This is a genomic window from Variovorax sp. GW822-FHT04A09, assembly GCF_058801005.1.
Map to the genome: position 1 here is coordinate 992,941 of NZ_JBXAMV010000002.1, position 20,263 is coordinate 1,013,203.

The 20,263-nt window shown below is 66.5% G+C and carries 5 protein-coding genes; 2 read left to right on the forward strand and 3 right to left on the reverse strand.

The genetic code is table 11. The features are described 5' to 3' along the window. The first annotated feature begins 1 nt into the window (after position 1). Complete coding sequence (locus tag AC1RLW_RS15730) at positions 2-3,211, forward strand: CusA/CzcA family heavy metal efflux RND transporter (RefSeq protein ID WP_493193819.1); 3,210 nt, start codon at positions 2-4, stop codon at positions 3,209-3,211. Further along, positions 3,201-4,127 carry a cation diffusion facilitator family transporter gene (locus AC1RLW_RS15735; protein ID WP_493193821.1) on the forward strand — a complete coding sequence of 309 codons (927 nt, stop codon included), beginning with the start codon at positions 3,201-3,203 and terminating at the stop codon, positions 4,125-4,127. The genes AC1RLW_RS15730 and AC1RLW_RS15735 overlap by 11 nt, the downstream gene beginning before the upstream one ends. Positions 4,128-4,229: 102 nt before the next feature. Here the strand turns inward: AC1RLW_RS15735 and AC1RLW_RS15740 are convergent, their stop codons facing one another. The 3 genes from AC1RLW_RS15740 to AC1RLW_RS15750 form a co-directional block, all read right to left on the reverse strand. Next, a complete protein-coding gene (locus tag AC1RLW_RS15740; RefSeq protein ID WP_493193822.1) occupies positions 4,230-8,945 on the reverse strand; it encodes an Ig-like domain-containing protein in 4,716 nt (1,571 codons plus the stop codon). Positions 8,946-9,263: 318 nt separating this feature from the next. Continuing rightward, on the reverse strand, positions 9,264-14,720 hold the full coding sequence (locus AC1RLW_RS15745; protein ID WP_493193824.1) for an Ig-like domain-containing protein: 5,457 nt from the start codon (positions 14,718-14,720) through the stop codon (positions 9,264-9,266). Positions 14,721-15,008: 288 nt separating this feature from the next. Next, complete coding sequence (locus tag AC1RLW_RS15750) at positions 15,009-20,165, reverse strand: Ig-like domain-containing protein (RefSeq protein WP_493193825.1); 5,157 nt, start codon at positions 20,163-20,165, stop codon at positions 15,009-15,011. Between the last annotated feature and the right edge of the window lie 98 nt (positions 20,166-20,263).

Consider the following 20,263-nt stretch of genomic DNA (forward strand, 5'->3'; position numbering starts at 1 on the left):
CATGTTCGAACGCATCATCCGCTTCTCCATCGAGCAGCGCTGGCTGATCCTGCTGGCCGTGCTCGGCATGGCGGCGCTCGGCGTCTTCAGCTACCAGAAGCTGCCCATCGACGCCGTGCCCGACATCACCAACGTGCAGGTGCAGATCAACACCTCCGCGCCCGGCTACTCGCCGCTCGAAGCCGAGCAGCGCGTCACGTACCCCATCGAGACCGTCATGGCCGGCCTGCCGGGCCTGCAGCAAACCCGCTCGCTATCGCGCTACGGCCTGTCGCAAGTGACGGTGATCTTCAAGGACGGCACCGACATCTACTTTGCGCGCCAGCTCGTGAACGAGCGCATCCAGTCGGCGCGCGAGAGCATGCCGCCCGGCGTGTCGCCGGTGATCGGGCCCATCTCGACCGGCCTGGGCGAGATCTACCTGTGGACCGTCGAGACCGAAGAGGGCGCGAAGAAGGCCGACGGCAGGCCCTACACGCCCACCGACCTGCGAGAAATTCAGGACTGGATCATCAAGCCGCAGCTGCGCAACGTGCCGGGCGTGACCGAGATCAACTCCATCGGCGGCTACGCCAAGGAGTTCCAGATCGCCCCCGACCCTGCCAAGCTCCTGGCGCACGGCCTCACGATGACCGACCTGGTCACCGCGCTGGAGCGCAACAACGCCAACGTGGGCGCGGGCTACATCGAGAAGCGCGGCGAGCAGTACCTCATTCGCGCGCCGGGGCAGGTGAAGTCGGTGGAGGACATCGGCAACGTGATATTGGGCAACGCCGGCGGCATTCCGCTGCGCGTGTCCGACGTGGCCGAGGTCGGCATCGGCCAGGAGCTGCGCACCGGCGCCGCCACCGACAACGGCCGCGAGGTCGTGCTGGGCACGGTGTTCATGCTCATCGGCGAGAACAGCCGCACCGTCTCGCAGGCGGTCGACAAGAAGATGCAGGAGATCAACCGCACGCTGCCCGCGGGCGTGAAGGCCGTGACGGTGTACGACCGTACGGTGCTCGTCGACAAGGCCATCGCCACCGTGAAGAAGAACCTCTTCGAGGGCGCGGTGCTGGTGGTGGCGATCCTGTTCCTGTTTTTGGGCAACATCCGCGCGGCCATCATCACGGCGACGGTGATCCCGCTGTCGATGCTCTTCACCTTCACCGGCATGGTGAACCAGAAGGTCAGCGCCAACCTCATGAGCCTGGGCGCGCTCGACTTCGGCATCATCATCGACGGCGCCGTGGTGATCGTGGAGAACTGCGTGCGGCGCCTGGCGCATGCGCAGGAAAAACACGGCAGGGCGCTCACGCGCAGCGAGCGTTTCCATGAAGTGTTCGCGGCCTCGCAGGAGGCGCGCCGGCCGCTGCTGTTCGGCCAGCTCATCATCATGATCGTGTACCTGCCGATCTTTGCGCTCACCGGCGTCGAGGGCAAGCTGTTCCACCCGATGGCCTTCACCGTGGTGATTGCGCTGCTGGGCGCAATGATTTTGTCGATCACCTTCATCCCGGCCGCCGTGGCGCTGTTCATCGGCAACAAGGTCGCCGAGAAGGAAAACCGCCTCATGCTGTGGGCCAAGCGCGGCTACGCGCCGCTGCTGTCGCGCGCGATGAATGCCAAGCCGCTGGTCATCACCACGGCCGTGGTGGCCGTGGTGCTCTCGGGCCTGCTGGCCACGCGCCTGGGCACCGAGTTCGTGCCCAGCCTGAGCGAGGGCGACTTCGCCATCCAGGCGCTGCGCATTCCGGGCACCAGCCTCACGCAGTCGGTCGAGATGCAAAAGCAGCTCGAACGCACGCTGAAAGACAAGTTCCCCGAGATCGAGCGCGTGTTCGCGCGCACCGGCACGGCCGAGATCGCGTCCGACCCGATGCCGCCGAACATCTCCGACGGCTACATCATGCTCAAGCCCGAGAGCGAATGGCCCAAGCCCAAGCGCACGCGGCCCGAGCTGCTGGCCGCCGTGCAGGAAGAGGTCGAGAAGCTGCCGGGCAACAACTACGAGTTCTCGCAACCGATCCAGCTGCGCTTCAACGAGCTGATCTCGGGCGTGCGCAGCGACGTGGCCGTGAAGATCTTCGGCGACGACATGGACGTGCTCAACCAGACGGCCGCGCAGGTGTCGAACGCGCTGGGCAAGGTGCCCGGCGCCGCCGAGGTGAAGGTGGAGCAGACCACCGGCCTGCCGATGCTCACCGTGAACATCGACCGCCAGAAGACCGCGCGCTACGGCCTCAACGTGGGCGACGTGCAGGACGCCATCTCGACCGCCGTGGGCGGGCGCGAGGCCGGCACGCTGTTCGACGGCGACCGCCGCTTCGACATCCTCGTGCGGCTGCCCGAGACGTTGCGCACCGACCTGGAGGCCATCCGCCGCCTGCCGATCGCACTGCCGAAGGGCGCGGGCGGCGAGGGCCTGCGCACCAGCTTCATCCCGCTGGGCGAAGTGGCCACGCTCGACCTGGCGCCCGGCCCCAACCAGGTCAGCCGCGAAGACGGCAAGCGCCGCATCGTGGTGAGTGCCAACGTGCGCGGGCGCGACCTCGGCTCCTTCGTGGCCGAGGCCGAGGAGGCCATGCGCGCCGTGCGCATTCCGCCGGGCTACTGGACCGTGTGGGGCGGCCAGTACGAGAACCTGGCCTCCGCCACGCAGCGCCTGCAGGTGGTGGTGCCCGTGTCGCTGCTGCTGGTGTTCACGCTGCTGTTCGCCATGTTCGGCAACCTGAAGGACGGACTGCTGGTGTTCACCGGCATTCCGTTCGCGCTCACGGGCGGCATCGTCGCGCTGTGGCTGCGCGGCATTCCGTTGTCGATCTCGGCGGCGGTGGGCTTCATTGCACTGTCGGGCGTGGCCGTGCTCAATGGGCTGGTGATGATCTCGTTCATCCGCAACCTGCGCGAGGGCGGCCTGCCGCTGGACGAAGCGATTCGCGAAGGCGCGCTCACGCGGCTGCGCCCCGTGCTCATGACCGCGCTGGTCGCCTCGCTGGGCTTCGTGCCCATGGCCATCGCCACCGGCACGGGCGCCGAAGTGCAGCGCCCGCTGGCCACCGTGGTCATCGGCGGTATCCTGTCGTCGACCGCGCTGACGCTGCTGGTGTTGCCGCTGCTGTACCGCATCGCGCACCGGCGCGATGAAGACGAGGTGCAGGAAGCCAACGCCGAGCAGCAACACGGCGCACCTCTCGACCCCGCACTGCAAGGTTCCCATGGCCCATGAGCATTCACACGCCACAGCGGTTGCTGGTGGCAACGAGAAGGCGCTGCGCTGGGCGCTGGCGCTGACCTCGACCTACCTCGTCGCCGAGGTGATCGGCGGGCTGGTGTCGGGCAGCCTGGCGCTGCTGTCCGACGCGGCCCACATGGCCACCGACACCGTGGCGCTGGCCATCTCGCTGGCCGCCATCTGGCTGGGCAAGCGGCCGGCGGACAAGCGCCGCACCTTCGGCTACTACCGCTTCGAGATCCTGGCGGCCGTGGTCAATGCCGTGCTGCTGTTCTTCGTGGCGATCTACGTGCTCTACGAGGCCTGGCGGCGCATCTCGCAGCCGGCCGAGATCCAGTCGACCATGATGCTGCTCGTGGCCATCGGCGGCCTGGTGGTCAACCTCATCGGCATGCGCCTGCTGGCCAGCGGCAAGGACGAGAGCCTCAACGTGAAGGGCGCGTACCTGGAAGTGTGGGCCGACATGCTCGGCTCGGTCGGCGTGATCGTGGGCGCACTCGTCATCCGTTTCACCGGCTGGGCCTGGGTCGACTCGGTGATCGCCGTCGCCATCGGCCTGTGGGTGCTGCCGCGCACCTGGCGCCTCTTGCGCGAGAGCCTCAACGTGCTGCTCGAAGGCGTGCCCGACGACGTCGACCTGCCCGAGGTCGAGCGCGCGCTGCAGGCGCAGCCGGGCGTGGCCGGCCTGCACGACCTGCATGTGTGGGCGCTGTCCAGCGGCAAGGTGAGCCTGAGCGTGCACGTGGTGTGCACGCCCGACGTGGTCGACCTGGCGCCGCTGATGCTGCAGCTGCGCGGCCTGCTGGCCGAGAAGTTCGACATCCACCACTCGACCGTGCAGGTGGAGCGCGTGCCGTGCGAGCAGGCGGGAGAGGCCCATGGGTTCGGGCCTGCGGTGACGGCGGGCTGACGCAAGGGCGGGGCACAACGACAAAAAAACGCGACAGTCGCGCGGGGCAACTGTCGCGTTGGGGGCGGCGCCGATGGGGCGCCGCGTGGCCTGCCTGCAGGCTTAGAGGATGGTCACGTGGACCTTGTCCTCGACCAGCAGTTCGGCGGTGCCTGCGAGGTTGGTGTAGACGCTGTAGGTCACGCCGCCGACGGTGGCTGCATTGCCCAGGGTCCAGCCGTCGTCATCGCCGCCGAGCAGGTTCACATCGCCGTTGGCGCCGTTGACCAGCATCTGCACCTTGCCGTCAGCCGTGACCATGTCGCGCATGCCACCGGCGAGCACGTCGCTGGCGTGCAGTGCCAGCGTGTTGCCGCCTGCACCCAGGTCGAACTTCTCGATGCCCTGGATCTTCAAACCGAAGGCGCTCAGGTCGATGTGCATGGCCTTGCCGTCCATGACCAGGGTGTCGATGCCAAGACCGCCTTCAACGCGCTCGAAGTCGCCGCTGTTGATGCGGATCGTGTCGTCGCCCGCGCCACCGTGCACCGTGTCGCCCGTGCCGACGTTGGTGACGGTGTCGTTGCCGGCGCCGCCGCTCAGGCGATCGGCGAAACCGAGCTTGGCGATGATCGTGTCGTCGCCTTGGGTGTAGCCCTGGGTCGAGTTGATCAGCACCTCGTCATCGGCAAGCTCGCCTGCCACGGAATCCGACGCCGCCTGGAAAGTAGCAGGCAAGCCGACCAGCTTCGAGTTGGTGACCGTGACGGTCACGCCTTGCTGCACCAGCAGCTCGGCGCCGAGCGACGAGTGCTGGTAGCCGTCGTAAACAATGCCGCCCAGCGTCACGATGCCGACCTTCTTCACCCAGTCGCCCTGGTCGATGCCGCCGGACAGCAGGTCGCTCAGCTTCACGATGTCGTCGGCATTGCCCTTGACCATCATCTGCACGCGGCTCTTGTCGCCCTTGTAGAACAGGTCGACGCCGCCGTTGTTCAGTACTTCCGACAGTGACAGGGTGAACGTGTTGTTGCCTGTGCCCGTGAGGTCGACAATTTCCATGGAGCTGAGTTTGCTGCCGGCCTTGGTCAGGTTGAGCACGTGCGCGGCACCCTCCAGCTTCAGCGTGTCGATCCCGTTGCCACCATGAACGGCCGCATTGGTCCGATTGAAGTAAGTCCCGGCGCTGATCGACAGCGACACCACGTCATCTTCCGCACTGCCGTAGAAGGTCTCGGGTGCGTAGTCGATCAGGTTCGGGTCGCGTGTTTCCGCCACGTGGTTCACCACGTTCTGGCTGAACGCGTCCAGCGTCACGCTCGTGCTCAGCGAGATGACCTTGAACGAACCGATATCCACCAGTTCCGCCGAGGTGTAGGTGAACACCTTGGTGTGGCGCGCGTCGGTGCCGCCGATGAAGTTCTCGGTATGGATCAGGTTGCCCTTCACGTCGAACACCTGGATCTGTGCGCCCGTGGCGTTGTCGATGCCGGTCAGGCGCAGAGTGAAGTAGTTGGCGGGCTTGTCCAGGGTGAACAGGGCGTTCGCCTGTGCGCCGTCGCTCAGCGTCAGGCCGGCCAGCGTTGTTGGGGTCTGCAGTGTCTTGGCTAGGGTGCCCGTGGTGGTCACGGTGAAGCCAGTGCCGGCATAGACATCGCCCACCGGCTCCTTGCGCAAGGTGTCGGCCACTGTCGAGACGGTGAAGGTTCCCACTACTTCATAGGGGTTGGACACTGCGCCGAGCGCGCCGTTCTGACTGACGATCTGCGCAGTGACCATGAAGTCCGTACTCACGCCCTGGTAAGTGGCGGTCACGGCTGCCGATACGTTGACGTTGGCAATACCGCCATCGATGTCCTGCTCCGTCAGGATCTGGTCGTAAGTGCTCATGCCCCACTGGATGTGCACCGTATCGCCGGCCTTCGCGCCTGTGCCTTCCAGCGACACCTGGACTTGCGAGCCGCCTTGCGCCTTCGCAGCGGTGTAGACGCCTTCCGCTTCTGGAATGCGCACGATGGACGGTGCCTCGGGGGCGTCAACCAACGTGACCTCGCGCTCAACCACCGCACCGCTGTGGCCCTGAGCGTCGCAGACGCGGACCTGAACGCTCCAGTCGCTGCCGTGCGCCTGGGTGTCCACGAAGGCCCAGTTCTTGCCGTTGACCACGGCGTCCTGCCAGGTCTTGCCGCCGTCGACAGACACCTGCACCTTCATGCCGCTGGCCAGTGCGCCGCTCAGGCTGCCAGTGACCACGCGCCCTGCACCGCTGTCGGCGGTGACGAAGTCGGTGGCGACGCCGCTGTCCTTGCCCAGTTCATCGATCGTGACCGACGTGCCGATGCCGAGCTTCATCTCAATGCCTTGCTGGACGAGCACTTCTGCCATTAGGCCCGAATGCTGGTAGACGTCGTAAGCAACGCCGCTCAGGGTGAGCTGCCCGCTCTTGCTCCAGTAGCCCAGGTGGTCGTTGCTCAGGAGGTCGCCCAGGTCGACGAGGTCGCCGCTGTTGCCCAGCACCTTCATCTGTACGCGACCGTCTTCAACGAACAGATTTTTGCCGCCGTTCTCCAGCACCTCGGCCAGCGACAGCTTGAGGGTGTTGTTGCCCGTGCCGGTGAGGTCGATCACTTCGATCGAACTGACCTTGTGGCCGAGTGTCGTCAGGTCCAACGTCTGGCCGGTGCCGGTCAGCTTGAGCGTATCCACTCCAGCATTCCCTGATACTGCGGAATCGACGAAAGAACTGATGTTGGCAACGGTGAACTCGGTGGGATCTGATCCGCCATGCAGTGTTCCGGCAGAGCTCGAACCAAGGACTTGTACTTGATCTGGATTGGTCAGTTGGCCGGATGTACCGAGGTACTGCGACACGTTACCGGCAGGATCAACGATCGCAGCAACGGCCTGAGTCACCGCCTTGCCGAGAGCCACATTGTCGATAACATGGCCGTTGCCATCGCCAGGTGATGACGACACGGTGAAATGCCCCACGATCACTCCAGCCGGAGGGGTGAAGGTGATTGCCTGAGTGTGCGTTCCAGAAATGTATTGATTCCCAAGCCATTTCCCGTCGAGTCCGAAGAATGCAACGGTGCCCATGCCCTCATGCGCACCGACACTGAACGAGACAAAGTCGGTACCACCGTCGATGGTGTAGGTCGTAAGGCTGTGTGTGATGCCGGCCCCAATCCAAAGAGATGCGCCGCTTCCGCCATACGTTGAGCCGAACCGTGTTGTCCACTGTATCCCCTCGGCGGACTCCACGGTGAGTGCACCAAAGGTCATCTTGGTCGCCCAAGTGGTTGCCGGCTCATTTTCGAACTGCTCGATCATTGGTGGTTTTGGGTCGGCAATGAACGCTTTTCCTATCGCGATATCAGTGGCCGTTAGGGTGTAGTCAAGGTAGTCACCACGCACGATCAAGCTGATCTTGTGGCCTACGGCCACTTCCGCCGGGTTGAATCGAACTTCCACGCCGCCGGCGACCGCCGCCACCTCGGTCGGCGTCGCAGGGGCGACGGTGTCCAGCGCCATCGCCTGCGATTGCACCGGGCCTGCATTGCCGACCTCGTTCACGGTGCGCATCTGTACGGTCCAGTTGTCGGCATGGCTGTTGTCATCCTGGGCGCTCCACCGGTCGCCGATTACGAAGGCAACCTTCCAGGTTGTACCGCCGTCCGTCGACACCTGGAGGGTGTCGCCGGTGCCCAGCGGCCCTGACAGCTTGCCCTGCAAAAGCCGCCCGGCGCTGCCATCGTTGGTCAGGTAGTCGTCGGCGTCGAAGCCGCTGTCCTTGCCGATGTTGGTGACGGTGGCGGTCTGCGTCGGGGCGGAGGCGTTGACCACGAAGTTCCAGGCGCTGCTGGCCTCGCTGGTCTGGCCCACGGGGTTGGTGGAGGTGGCGGTGAGGCCGTGCGCGCCATCAGCCAGGTTGGCTTGCGGCGTGAAACTCCAGTGGCCGCTTTCATCGGCCACGGCTTCGCCGAGGTAGGTGGAACCGTCGTAGAACTTGACGGTGTGATTGGCTTGCGCAGTGCCCGCAAGCGTCGGCCGCGCGTCGTTCGTGGCTTCACCCGGCTGCAGCATGTGCGCCTCGCCCACGTCGTCGAACACGCTGTCGATGACAGGCGCGTTCGGCTTGTCGGTGTTGACGGTCACCTTGTAGCGCCCGGTCGGCATGGTCTCGTTGCCGGCGGCATCGCGCTCCACGAGCATGAAGGTGTTCAGGCCTGCGGCCAGCGGGGTGTCGACCTGGAAGGTCCACCGGCCGTTCTCGCCGATGATGGCCTGGCCCAGCTCATGGGTGCCGGTGGCGTCTTTCACCATCACGGTGACGGTGTGGCCGGGCGTACCGTTGCTGATGCCGCTGAGCAGCGGGCGCGTTTCATCGGTGGTGCCGCCCGAGATCACGTTGCCCGTGACCCCGCCCACGTTGTCCGTGAAGCCGCTGACGTTCAGCCGGCTGGCGTCGGGCGGGGTGACGTCGATCTCGAAGTTGAAGGCGGGGGAGGGCGTACCTTCGTTACCGCTGCTGTCGCGCGCAACGACAGTGATGGCGTGCTGGCCTTCGAGCAGGTCGGTCGACGGCGTGAAGGTCCACGTGCCGTCTTCGCTGACTTCGGTGGTTCCGATCTCGGTGCCGTTGTCGCGGATGACGATGGTGTCGCCCGGCGTGCCCTGGCCGTGGAAGCCGGGCTGGCGGTCGTCGGTCATACCGCCGGGGGCGATGGGGCTCTGGATATCGCCGGCGTCGTCGAGGGCGCCGCCCACGATGGCGGGAGGGGCTGCGAAGGTGCTGCTCGGGTGGTCGATGGTGACCTGAGTTTTCTCGGAGGGCATGGAATTCTCTGTTCTGAAAAGGAAAGAAAAGACCGCATCGGCGCGCAAATGAACGCAGCGCAATCAAACGGTCTGGGGGAATGGAGCACTCTAGGAAGAACGGCTCTGCGAGACCATCGGACGAGTCCGAAACCTAAGCTCGAAGGAATAAGTCGGTGCTCAAAGCGCGCACAAAGTCGTGCGGGAAGGCACATCACGGCGTGGTCGCTCACAACTGGGCATCGCGACGCAGCAGAAACAAAAAACGCGACAGTCGCTGATGGCGGCTGTCGCGTTGTCGGCTGCACCGGCGCGGGTTGCGCCGGTGAGTGGGGTGGCTTACATGAGGGTCACGTGGACCTTGTCTTCAACCAGCAGTTCTGCGGTGCCGGCGAGGTTGGTGTAGACGCTGTAGGTCACGCCGCCGACGGCGGTGTTGCCACCCTGGCTCCAGCCATCGTCACCCGCGCTGCCGCCCAGCAGGTCGACCTCGCCGTTGGCACCGTTGACCAGCATCTGCACCTTGTCGTCGGCCGTGACCATGTCACGCATGCCACCGGCCAGCAGGTCGCTGGTGTGCAGGGCCAGCGTGTTGCCACCCGCACCCAGGTCGAACTTCTCGAAGCCTTGCAGCTTCAGGCCGAAGGCGGCCAGGTCGATGCGCATGGCGGTGCCGTCCATGACGAGGGTGTCGATGCCCAGGCCGCCGTCGGCGCGCTCGAAGTCGCCGCTGAGCACGTGGATGACGTCGTCGCCCGCACCGCCATGCACCACGTCGCCCGTGCCGACCTTCGTGAAGGTGTCGTTGCCGGTGCCGCCTTCGAGGCGGTCGGCAAAGCCGAGCCTGGCGATGAGCGTGTCGTCGCCTTGGGTCCAGGCCTGCGTCGCGTGGTCGAGTGCATCGTCCGTTACGAGATCGAGGCTGAAGGCCTTGAGCGCGACGTTGCTGAGCTTGACGGTCACGCCTTGCTGCACCAGCAGCTCGGCGGCGAGCGACGAATGCTGGTAGCCGTCGTACACCACACCGCCCAGCGTGACGACGCCGACCTTCTTCACCCAGTCGCCCTGATCGACGCCGGGCGCCAGCAGGTCGCTCAGGTTCACGGTGTCGCCGGCATTGCCCTTGACCATCATCTGCACGCGGCTCTTGTCGCCCGTGTAGAACAGGTCGACGCCGCCGTTGTTCAGCACCTCGGCCAGCGACAGGGTCAGCGTGTTGTAGTTGGTGCCCGTGATGTCGATGATTTCCATCGAGCTCAGCTTGGTGCCGACCTTGGTCAGGTCGAGCACGTGCGCGTAGCCCATGAGCTTGAGCGTGTCGATGCCGCGGCCGCCGTGGATGGCCGCGGTGGCCTGGTTGAAGTAGCTCGCGGCGCTCACCTGCAGCGACACCACGTCGTCTGCGGCGCTGCCGTAGAAGGTCTCGGGTGCGTAGTCGATCAGGGTCGGGTCGCGCGTTTCCGCCACGTGGTTCACCACCTTCTGGCTGAATGCATCCAGCGTGACGCTCGTGCTCAGCGAGATCACCTTGAACGAGCCGATGTCCACCAGCTCCGCCGAGGTGTAGGCGAACACCTTGGTGTGGCGCGCATCGGTGCCGCCGATGAAGTTCTCGGTATGAATCAGGTTGCCCTTGACGTCGAACACCTGGATCTGCGCGCCCATGGCATTGTCGATGCCGGTCAGGCGCAGCGTGAAGTAGTTCGCCGGCTTGTCCAGGGTGAACAGGGCATTGGCCTGCGTGGTGTCGTTCAGCGTGAGGCCGGCCAGTGCCTTCGTGTTCACGACCGTCTTGGCCAGGGTGCCGGTGGTCGTGACCTTGAAGCCGGTGCCGGTGTACACGTCGCCCACCGGCGCCTTCTGCAAGGTGTCGCCCACGGCCGTCAGGGTGGCCGTGCCCACCACCTCGTAGGGCTTGGACACTGCGCCGAGCGCGCCGTCCTTGCCGACGATCTGCGCGGTGACCGCGAAGTCCTTGGCCGCACCCTGGTAGGAGTACGTGACTGTCGAGGGCAGGTTGATCGTGGCCAGGCCGGTGTTGATGTCCAGCTGCGTCAGCATCTGGTCGTAGGTACTCATGCCCCACTGGATGTGCACGGTGTCGCCGGCCTTGGCGCCCGTGCCGGTGAGCGACAGCACCACCTGCGAGCCGTCCTGGGCCTTCGCCGTGGTGTAGGTGCCTTCGGCGTCCGCAATGCGCAGGATGGCGGGCGCCGCCGCCGGGGCCGTCCACGTCATGTCCTGGCTGGTCAGCACGCCGCTGGTGCGGCCCTTGTCGTCGACGATGCGGGTCTGGATCTTCCAGTCGCCCGCGTGCGCCTGCATGTCGACGAAAGCCCAGTGGCCGCCGTTCAGCGTCGCGTTGTGCCAGCTGGCGCCACCGTCGGTCGACACCTGCAGCGACAGGCCGCTGCCCAGCGGGGCCTTGAGGGTGCCGGCAATGAGGCGGCCGGCGCTGTCGTCCGCGGTGACGTGGTTGCCGGCCACCCCTTCGTCCTTGCCGACCAGGGTCACGGTGACCGCGTCGGCGCCGAGCGCCGGCGCCTTGTCGGTGATGTACAGCTTCGACGTCTGGCTCTCGCCCTTGCTGTTGACGGCGGTGTAGCCATAGACGTACTCGATGTCGTCCACGAGCTGCAGCGTGTCGGTGGTGGCGTACTTGCGGAAGATGTATTCGCCCGCGGCATGGCCACTTGCTGTCTTCATGTACACGGTGAGTTGCCCTGCCTCGGTGCGCAGCGTCAGCACACCGGACGCCGCGTCGTAGAGCGCGGTGACCTTGCCGCTGGGGTTGTCCACCACCAGCTTGTCCGCGGCGGTGATGCGGAACACCTCGTTGCCGATGGTGAACTGGCTGATTTTCGACTGGGCATCCATGACCACCTGCGTGTCGTTCTCCAGCAGGCTGCCGTAGGCCCAGGCCACGAACATCTGGTCGATCACCGTGTCCTTCAGCTTGGCCGGATCGGCGACGGCCACCGTCGTTCCGCTGGTCGACACCTGGTTCAGGGCGGCCAGGCCGGCGTCCGAGCCGATGGCCACGGTGGTGACGGCGATCTGGTTCGCAGTGGCCGTCTTTCCGTCCGGGTCGCTCATCAAGGCCTGCCATTGCTTCAGCGTTGCGGCGCTGGTGGCGTAGGGGTAGGGGTGGCCGTCCGACAGGAAGAACACCTGTTTCGTCTTGAACGGGTTGTTGCCCGCAGCCGCGTACTCCGCCTTGATGACTTGGCTTGCCAGGGTCAGCGCAGCATCGAAGTTGGTGGATTCGTTGCGCGATACCGTCGAGTCGATGGCTGCGAGCAGCTTGATGTAGTTCGGGTCTTTCTCGCCGGTGAAGGTGAAGGTTCCCTTGTGGGTCGCGCTGGTCCCGAACGCGATCAGGCTGAACGTGGCCGGCACGTTCATCTTGGCATACGCCTCGGCCAGCGCGCGCATGGACTGGACCTGGTTCGCGCTCTTGGCCCCCGCCATGCTGCCGGAAACGTCCGCAACGAAGGTCACGCTGATCGACTTCTTGCTTTCGAGCAGGCTGGCGTAGTCGTCGCCGCTGTTGTCCACGCTGAAATCGATCGCCTTGGAGGGCGCGCTGCTGTTGCCCGCCGCGTCGACGACCGTGTGGCTGAAGCTGTGTGGGCCGATGTCCAGCGGCACGGAAGGCGTGAATGTCCAGTCGCCTGTGTCGTTGGTCTGCGTGTGGCCGATTTCCTTGCCGTGGTCGTAGATGAAGACGGTGGTGTTCGGCTCGGCCTTGCCCGAATACGTCGGCGTGATGTCATCGGTGACGGAGCCATGGGAAATGGGGCCTTGAATCGCCCCGGCGTCGTCAGTCAGTACAGCGTCCGACGCTGAAGGCGCCGTGTAGTCGGTGCTCAGCACGAACTCGCTGGAAGGCGCGCTCACGTTGCCTGCCTTGTCGGTGGCCGTGACCGTGAACTTGTGTTCACCCTCGGCCTGCGGCGACGTCGGCGTGTAGTTCCAGTTGCCGCTGCCGTCGGCCACCACCGTGCCGAGCTTGGCAGCACCGTCGTACACCGTCACGGTGCTGCCGGGCTCGGCCTTGCCCGCCAGCGTGGGCGAGGGGTCGTCGGTCACGCCGCCGTTGGGCAGCAGGCCCTGCTTGCTGCCCACGTCGTCGACCGCCGTGTCGATGGTCGGCGTGTTCGGTGCCACGGTGTCGATCGTGAAGCCGAAGACCGGGGTCGGGTTGCTCACGTTGCCCGCCAGGTCGGTGGCCGTGGCGGTGATGTTGTGCCGGCCCTGGGCCATGTCGGCAGAAGGCGTGAAGCTCCAGGTGCCATCGGGCTGCACGATGGTGCTGCCCAGGAAGTACCCGCTGGCATACACCTTGATGGTGGTGCCGGCCTTGCCTGATCCCTGGATCTCGGGGCGCGGGTCGTCGGTCAGGCCGTCGGCCGCGATCGGGCCCTTGACGCTGCCCTGATCGTCCATGACCCGGTCGATCGACACCGGCACACCCTTGGTGTCGATGACGATGTTCAGGGACTCGCCCTGGCCGCTGCTGTTGCCTGCAGGGTCCACCACCTCGGTGGTCAGCGCGTGCGGGCCGTCCGCCAGCGGCGTGATGGGCGTGAACGTCCAGTCGCCGTGGGCGTCGACCGGTGCCTCGCCGATCTTCACGCCGTTGTCGTACACGTTGACCGTCGCACCAGGCTCCGCCTTGCCGTTGAGGGTGGGCTTGTTGTCGTCGGTGGTGTCGCCGTTCGAAAGGGGGCCGGTCTTGCTGCCCACGTCGTCGATCACCTCCAGGCCCGTGACCTGGCCGGGGGGCTGCGTGTCCACCGAGAAGTTCCAGATGCCGGTCGCATCGCTGGTCTGGCCCAGCGCGTTGGTCGCGGTGGCGGTGATGTCGTGCGGGCCATCGGCCAGCGGGACGTCGGGCGTGAAGTGCCAGGTGCCGGTGGGGTCGGTCACGGTCTCGCCCAGGTAGGTGCCGTGGTCGTAGACCTTGACCGTGGTGCCGGCCTGCGCCGTGCCGATGATGGTGGGCCTGGCGTCGTCGGTCACTTCGCCCTTTTGCAGCATGTGCACCTCGCCCACGTCGTCCTTGACGTTCTGGATCGACGGAACCTCCGGACGCCCTGTCTCCACATTCACCTGGTAGCGCCCGGTGGGCGCGGTCTCGTTGCCGGCGGCGTCGCGTTCCACGAGCATGAAGGTGTTCCGGCCGGCAGCCAGAGGGGCCTCGACCTGGAAGGTCCACTGGCCGTTCTCGCCGATGGTGGCCTGGCCCAGTTCACGGGTGCCGGTGGCGTCCCGGACCATCACGGTGACGGTGTGGCCGGGCACGCCGGTGCTGATGCCGCTGAGCAGCGGGCGTGCATCGTCGGTGGTGCCGCCCGAGGCCACGTTGCCGGTGACGCCACCCACGGCGTCGGCGACGCCGGTGACGGCCAGCCGGCTGGCGTCGGGCGGGGTCACGTCGATCTCGAAGTTGAACGCGGCGGAGGGCTCGCTCTCTTCGCCGGCCGCGTTGCGTGCGACAACGGTGATGGCGTGGTGGCCTTCGAGCAGGTCGGTCGACGGCGTGAACTCCCACAGGCCGTTCTCGGCGACCGTGGTCCTGCCGATTTCGAAGCCGTTGTCGCGGATGACGATGGTGTCGCCCGGCGTGCCCTGGCCGCGGAAGTCGGGCTGGCGGTCGTCGGTGATGCCGCCGTGGGCGATGGTGCCCTGGATATCGCCTGCGTTGTCGGCGGTGTTGCCGAGGGTGGGAGGTGCCAGTGCGAAGGTCGATGCGTCGGTGCCAGTTGCGGGACCGATGTTCTGGTGAGGCATGAAATTCCTGTGTTCTGAGATGGAAAAAAACGGATCGGCGCGCGAACACATGCGGCGCGATCAACGCGGATTGGGGGAGCGAGCACTCTAGGAACAGCCCCCGTGCGCGGCCATCGGACGAATCTGAAAGCCAGGCGCCAAGGAATCAGTCGATGCTGAAAATGCGGGCAACGCTGTCAGCCAATGGCTCAACGCTGAGAGACAGAAATGAAAAACGCGACAGCCGCACGGGGCAGCTGTCGCGTTGAAGGCGGCGCCGATGTGGCACCGCATGGCCTGTCTGCGGGCTTAGAGGAGGGTCACATGGACCTTGTCCTCGACCAGCAGCTCGGCGGTACCTGCGAGGTTGGTATAGACGCTGTAGGTCACGCCGCCGACGGTGGTATTGCCGCCCTGGCTCCAGCCATCATCCCCCGCGCTGCCGCCCAGCAGGTTCACATCGCCATTGGCGCCGTTGACCAGCATCTGCACCTTGCCGTCGGCCGTGACCATGTCACGCATGCCACCGGCCAGCAGGTCGCTGGTGTGCAGGGCCAGCGTGTTGCCGCCAGCGCCCAGGTCGAACTGCTCGAAGCCTTGCAGCTTCAGGCCGAAGGCCGCCAGGTCGATGCGCATGGCGGTGCCGTCCATGACGAGGGTGTCGATGCCCAGGCCGCCGTCGGCGCGTTCGAAGTCGCCGCTGAGCACGTGGATGACGTCGTTGCCCGCGCCGCCATGCACCACATCGCCCGTGCCGACGTTGGTGAAGGTGTCGTTGCCGGCGCCGCCTTCGAGGCGGTCGGCAAAGCCGAGCCTGGCGATGAGCGTGTCGTCGCCTTGGGTCCAGGCCTGCGTCGCGTGATCGAGCGCATCGTCCGATGCGAGGTCGAGGCTGAAGGCCTTGAGCGCGACGTTGCTGAGCTTGACGGTCACGCCTTGCTGCACCAGCAACTCGGCGGCGAGCGTGGAGAACTGGTACACGTCGTACGCCACGCCCTGCACGGTGACGCTGCCCTTCTTGATCCAGTCGCCCTGGTCGTTCTTGTTGGGCAGCAGGTCGCTCAGGTTCACGGTGTCGCCGGCATTGCCCTTGACCATCATCTGCACGCGGCTCTTGTCGCCCTGGTGGAACAGGTCGACGCCGCCGTTGTTCAGCACCTCGGCCAGCGACAGGGTCAGCGTGTTGTAGTTGGTGCCCGTGATGTCGATGATTTCCATCGAGCTCAACTTGGTGCCGACCTTGGTCAGGTCGAGCACGTGTGCGTAGCCCATGAGCTTGAGCGTGTCGATGCCGCTGCCGCCGTGGATGGCCGCGGTGGCCTGGTTGAAGTAGCTCGCGGCGCTCACCTGCAGCGACACCACGTCGTCTCCCGCGCTGCCGTAGAAGGTCTCGGGTGCGTACTCGATCAGGTTCGGGTCGCGCGTTTCTGCCACGTGGTTCACCACGCGCTGGCTGAACGCGTCGAGCGTCACGCTCGGGCTGAGCGCCGTGACCTGGAACGAGCCGATGTCCACCAGCGCGGCCGAGGTGTAGGCGAACACCTTGGTGTGACGGGCATCCGTGCCGCCGATGAAGTTCTCGGTATGGATGAGATTGCCCTTCACGTCGAACACCTGGATCTGCGCACCCGTGGCGTTGTCGATGCCGGTCAGGCGCAGCGTGAAGTAGTTCGCCGGCTTGTCCAGGGTGAACAGGGCATTGGCCTGCGTGGTGTCGTTCAGCGTGAGGCCGGCCAGTGCCTTCGTGTTCACGACCGTCTTGGCCAGGGTGCCGGTGGTCGTGACCTTGAAGCCGGTGCCGGTGTACACGTCGCCCACCGGCGCCTTCTGCAAGGTGTCGCCCACCACCGTCAGCGCGGCCGTGCCCACCACCTCGTAGGGCTGGGACACCGCGCCCAGCGCGCCGTCCTTGCCGACGATCTGCACGGTGACCGCGAAGTCCTTCGCCGCGCCCTGGTACGAGTAGGTCACGGTCGCCGGCACCTTGAGGGTGGCGGTGCCGTTGGTGATGTCGGCCTGGGTCAGCACCTGGTCGTAGGTGCTCATGCCCCACTGCACATGCACCTTGTCGCCGGCCTTGGCGCCGGTGCCGGCGAGCGACACGTTCACCAGCGAGCCGTCTTGCGCCTTCGTCGTGGTGTAGATGCCTTCGGCTTCCGCAATGCGCGTGATGACGGGAGCCCCGGGCGCATCGAGCAGCGTGACCTCGCGCTCGACCACCGGGCTGCTGTGGCCCTGGCCGTCGCTCACGCGGGCCTGCACGCGCCAGTCGCCGCCGTGCGCCTGGGTGTCCACGAAGGCCCAGGCCTTGCCGTTGACTGCGGCGTCGTGCCAGGTCTGGCCGCCGTCGACCGACACCTGGACCTTCAGGCCGTAGGGCAGGGCGCCGCTGAGACTGCCCGTGACCACGCGACCCGCGCTGCCGTCGGCCGTCACGAAGTCGGTGGTGGTGGTGCCGCTGTCCTTGCCCAGGCTGTCGATGGTGAGCGTCGTGCCCACGCCCAGCGTGACCGTCACGCCCTGCTGCACCAGCAGGTCGGCGCCGAAGACCGAGTGCGCGTACACGGTGTAGACCACGCCGTCGAGGGTGACGGTGCCGTTCTCGACCCAGTCGCCCGGGAAGGTGCCGTCGGGCAGCAGGCCGCTCAGCGCGACCGCGTCGCCGGCATTGCCCTTGACCAGCATCTGCACGCGGCCGTTGGCCACGAATTGGTCGACCGCGCCGTTCTCCATCACGTTCGCCAGCGACAGGTTGAGCGTGTTGTTGCCCGTGCCGGTGAGGTCGACGACCTCGACCGAGCTGAGCTTCGCGCCGAGCGCGACCAGGTCCAGCGTCTGGTTGGCGCCGGTCAGGTTCAGGGTGTCGAGCCCGCCGTTGCCGGCAATGCCCGAGTCGCTGAAGTCGGCCACGGCCCCTACCTTGAAGACGTTGTTGCCCGCATCGCCGTTCAGCACGGCTGCGCTGTCGGCCGTGAGCGTGAACACGCCCGTCGTGGCGACCTTGCCGCTGCTGGAGATCTGGATGTTGTCGATCCACAGCTGGTCGTTGCCCCGCTGCCCCGCGTTGTAGTAAGTGACGATCTCGAACCTGGAGAACGACTTGCCGGTCGACGCGACATCGATGTTGATGGTGCCGTTCAGGGGCGCCATGCTGGCGCTGTGCAGCAGGCTGCCGTCCTTGGCGTACAGCCGGATGGTGGCGTAGTTGTTGTTGTCGCCGATGTAGAAGCTGAGCTTGTCGCCCACCAGGCCGCCGTCGAGCGACACGCGGATGCTGCCGGCGACCCAGAGCGCGTTCGAGTACGGCTTCTGGTGCATGTAGGGGGTGTAGTAGCTGGAATACAGGCCTTGCGGATAGGTCATGCCGTTGACCGAGCCGCCGCTGGAGGACAGGCTGTAGAAAGTCAGGCTTCCGAGCTTGTAGGAGGCACCCGTCGGCAGGCTGATCGCGCCGGTGACGGCGTTGAAGTTCTCCAGGTACACCGATTCGCGCAGCGACTCGGCCGACACGTTGCCGGCCTTGTCCACCAGGCCGGCGGTGGTCTGGCTGCCCAGTGCGAAGGGCGCGTTGATGACGACGCGCCCGGCCGCCACGTCCGCGGCCGTCAGCACGTGGTCGTAGCGCTTGTCGCCTTGGGTCAGGGTGATGCGGCCACCGACTTCCGCGTTGGCCTTGTCGAACGCCACCGTGGCCTGCGAGCCGTTGATCGTCATCGCGGTCGGGGCTGCGGGTGCGGTGGTGTCCAGGGCCACGGTGTGCGAGTTCGTGGCGCCGGTGTTGCCCGCCGCGTCGACCACGCGTGTGTGCACCGTCCACCCGCTGGTGTGGGCGTGGTCGTCCTGCGCGCTCCACTTGTCGCCGGTGACGATGGCCGGCTTCCAGGTGGTGCCGCCGTCGGTCGACACCTGCAGGGTCTCGCCCGCGCCCAGGGGCGCCGACAGGCTGCCGCGCATCAGGCGGCCCGCGCTGCCGTCGTTGGTGAGGAAGTCGCTGTCGCTCGTGCCGCTGTCCTTGCCGAGGGCGGTGAGCGTGGCGGTCTGCGTCGGCGCCGTCGTGTCCACGGTGATGCCGAACGGGTCGGACGGTGCGCTGGTGTTGCCCGCCCGGTCGATGGCGGCCACCGTGATGCGGTGCGGGCCTTCGTTCAGCGCCGTGGTCGGCGTGAACGTCCAGTGGCCCGAGGCGTCGGCCGGCACGCGGCCGATCTCCACGCCGTCGTCGTACACGACGACGGTGCTGTTCGCCTCGGCCGTGCCGGTGAAGGCGGGGCGTGTGTCGTCGGTGGTCGCGCCGTCGGCCATGTTCGGGGTGACGATGCTGCCCACGTCGTCGGCCACCGACACGATGACCGGCGCCTGCGGCGCGGTGGTGTCGACCACGAAGTCCCAGGCGTTGCTGGCGTCGCTGGTCTGGCCCAGCGGGCTGGTCGAGGTGGCGGTGATGTGGCGCGGCCCGTCGGGCAGCGCGGCCGTGGGCGTGAACGTCCAGCGGCCGTTGGCGTCGGCCACCACTTCGCCCAGGAAGGTCGCACCGTCGTAGAGCCTGACCGTGTGGTGGGCCTGCGCCGTGCCGGCCAGGGCCGGCCGCGCGTCGTCGGTCACTTCGCCCTGCTGGAGCATGTGCGGCGTGCCCACGTCGTCGTACACGCTCTCGATCACGGGCGGCGAGGGCGCGTCGGTGTTGACCGTCACGCGGTACGGCGCCGTGAGTGCGGTCTCGTTGCCCGCCGCGTCCTTCTCGTAGACACGGATCACGTTCAGGCCCGGAGCCAGCGGCGGGTCGACCTGCAGCGTCCAGCGGCCACCTTCGCCGATGGTGGCGTGGCCCAGCTCGCGCTCGCCATTCGCGTCCTTCACCATCACGATGACGGTGTGGCCGGGTACGCCGGAGCTGGCGCCGCTGATCACCGGGCGGGCGTCGTCGGTGGTGCCGCCCGAGGCCACGTTGCCGGTGACGCTGCCCACGGCGTCCATGACACCGGTGATGGCCAGCTGGCTGGCGTCGGGCGGGGTCACGTCGATCTCGAAGTTGAAAGCAGCGGAGGGCTCGCTCTCTTCGCCGGCCGCGTTGCGTGCGACGACCGTGATGGCGTGCAGGCCTTCGAGCAGGTCGGTCGACGGCGTGAATTCCCACTGGCCGTTCTCGGCGACTTCGGTGATGCCGATCAGCACGCCGTTGTCGCGGATGAGGATGGTGTCGCCCGGCGTGCCCTGGCCGTGAAAGTCGGGCTGGCGGTCGTCGGTGACGCCGCCGTGGGCAATCGGGTCCTGGATGTCGCCTGCGTTGTCGAGGGCGCCGTCGATCACGGGACGGGTCGGCGCGCTGCGGCTGGTGTCGGCTTCGAATGGTGCGCGTTCGTCAGCGGGCATCGGCGACGAGGCCGTGGTCCATCCGTCTGCACTCACCGTGCGGTCGATGTTCTTGTTGGTGTCGTCGAGGGCGACGTTTGTTCTCGGGGAGGCCATGCAGTTCCTGTGTTCTCAAAGGGGGGCGACCAGATCGGCGTGCTCATGCGCGCGCTTTGATCACGGTCTGGGGGAGCGGGCACTCTAGGGAGGCGCAG